This window comes from Pontibacter vulgaris, from assembly GCF_022758145.1.
Classification (GTDB): Bacteria; Bacteroidota; Bacteroidia; order Cytophagales; family Hymenobacteraceae; genus Pontibacter; species Pontibacter vulgaris.
The window spans coordinates 1-1,970 of record NZ_JAJVDH010000017.1 but is presented as its reverse complement, the minus strand read 5'-3'; the positions used below and the strand labels follow the sequence as shown (position 1 = coordinate 1,970).

Below are 1,970 nucleotides of genomic sequence, written 5' to 3'. Positions count from 1 at the left end.
CATGGACAATCCATTAATGATCGTATTTCCAGTTTTGTACATAACTTTATTGATCCTATTGTTCATTACCTACATGATAGTATCGAAGAAAAAAGCTTTGTACTATATCTGTTGGAAAAGTATAAAAAACGTACCGAATGGTTTAAAGCAGACATCCTAACCAAGGCGTATAAAGAAGCAAGTGCGAATTACGAACAGTTATTTGAAGACGATTTACGCCTGTTCTTGTTTGAGCAAGGTATCGACTACCCCTTCTCTACCCCGAAATCCAGATCAGGCCGTGCAGACGTTGTAGGCATGCTTGATACTCAGGATCCCCTGGTAGTGGAAGTTAAAATCTATGATTCCGAAAAAGGGTACAAAAAGAAACGTATCATTGATGGGTTTAAACAGATCGTAGAATACACCAACAACTATAACAAGACTACCGGGTATCTAGTGGTCTATAACCTGGACCAGATCGAAATCCAAATCAAGACAGAAGCAACTGATCAGCAGTTTCCACAACGCGTGCTGTTCAATAACAAAGTCTACTACATCATCTTTGTTAACCTCACCTATGACGTCTCAGCAAGTAAACTAGGGACGCAAAAAGTAGAAGTGATCCAGGAAGCCGAGTTATTTCAGCTTGTATAGCCGCTAACGCTACCCCTATAAAACGAAAACAGGATGCTGGGGGGGTATAGCATCCTGTTTTTTACAGTTCATCTGGCACTAATTTTTCTCGTTTCAGCGGTGTCTGGGCAAAGTGCAGGTAGAGCACTAAACCAAGTACTATAGCACCTAGTAGCACCAGCAGCCATAACAGGCCAGACCCTTTGTTACCTTCCGTTACAGCAGGCATCAGCTGCAAATCAGCTGGGTTGATCTGAAAATCTATATGCTCTACCATCACCCGTTTCTTTTTAAAGTTACCTGTTCACTTTTGGCATCGGTAAACGCCCACCCAAAGCGGCCAGTAAAATAAAATATGCGTTGATCTATATTTGCACCCTGCAGCATAAAATTGAATTCATATCCGGCTTGTTTTAAAACATTTGCCGGAAATGGCTTTTCAAAATACTCTTCATAAAGCGTAGCCAGTATTGCATCATTTCGCAGCACAGTTTGCAGCATCGACGCGTATGGTTTTTGGTTCCAGACATGCCCTTGTTCCTGCGCTATCTGTGTTTGCAGCTGTTTTAACTGCTCAGCAGTAGCACTGTTCATCTGGTCACGCAATTTTTCTATGTTAGTATCTTCGTACATTGCCATAGTGACCAGCATAGCCACATATTCAGCCAAACTTAGCCCTATTTCATCGGCTTCCTGTAGCAACTGTTCCCGCTGCTCGGGGCTTACACGGCAGGCTATCGGTTCTGTCGGATCTTTTTTCTTTTTCATTTTTTAAAATTAAGCTTGTAAAGGATTATAAGCCCGCCAATCTGTTGCCTTGTCGGTAAAGACAATAACATCACACATCCAGAGAAGACGAGACAATACCCGATCACCGTAGACTTCCCGTATTCTTTCACTGCGGTAATTTGCAGTAAAGTGCGTCAGCACACCTTTCGACGTAAATAGCTCTTCCCGCATCGTGATTAACTCTGGAAGTGCATACACAGGCTGCTCTTGGAAATGTTTGGTAGGCCGCTCAGCTAGGATGTCATCGAATACCTGGTTTACAAGTAGCCCATTCGTGTGCTTTTTATTTGCTATGCGATGCAAGGCGGCATTACCCCCGTTAGTTGTATCGCCATAAGCATATTGTACCGTCTGCGCTTTGGTAAAAGCAAGTGGCTGGTTCCGATCTATATGATTTAGATACTTTTGGAGTAATATGAAAATATGGGATTTACCAACACCCGAAGGCCCAGTTAACAATACTCCACGTCCTGGCCGCATGCCGTATTTGGCTAACGCTTCTTTATCCTACGTAAAAGCGGCACAGGCCATCAACCAAGCTTTGTAGTTGTGTGCATCAAGCATCA

At 43.0% G+C, this 1,970-nt stretch carries 4 protein-coding genes; 1 reads left to right on the top strand and 3 read right to left on the bottom strand.

Features of this window, described 5'->3' with window-relative positions:
* Positions 1-636, top strand: a 636-nt coding sequence (locus LWP20_RS18030; RefSeq protein WP_242929575.1) for a hypothetical protein, incomplete at its 5' end; no start/stop codon positions are given.
* A gap of 61 nt (positions 637-697) precedes the next feature.
* On the opposite strand, the gene LWP20_RS18025 is transcribed toward LWP20_RS18030, so the two are convergent.
* Genes LWP20_RS18025 through LWP20_RS18015 form a run of 3 tightly spaced genes read right to left on the bottom strand, consistent with a single transcriptional unit; the run spans position 698 to position 1,884 of the window.
* A complete protein-coding gene (locus LWP20_RS18025) occupies positions 698-892 on the bottom strand; it encodes a hypothetical protein (protein ID WP_242929574.1) in 195 nt (64 codons plus the stop codon).
* Positions 892-1,383, bottom strand: coding sequence for a hypothetical protein (locus LWP20_RS18020; RefSeq protein WP_242929573.1), 492 nt, complete (start codon positions 1,381-1,383; stop codon positions 892-894). Before LWP20_RS18020 ends, LWP20_RS18025 begins: the two co-directional genes overlap by 1 nt.
* A gap of 9 nt (positions 1,384-1,392) precedes the next feature.
* Positions 1,393-1,884 carry a P-loop NTPase family protein gene (locus LWP20_RS18015; RefSeq protein WP_242929572.1) on the bottom strand — a complete coding sequence of 164 codons (492 nt, stop codon included), beginning with the start codon at positions 1,882-1,884 and terminating at the stop codon, positions 1,393-1,395.
* Positions 1,885-1,970 lie beyond the last annotated feature (86 nt).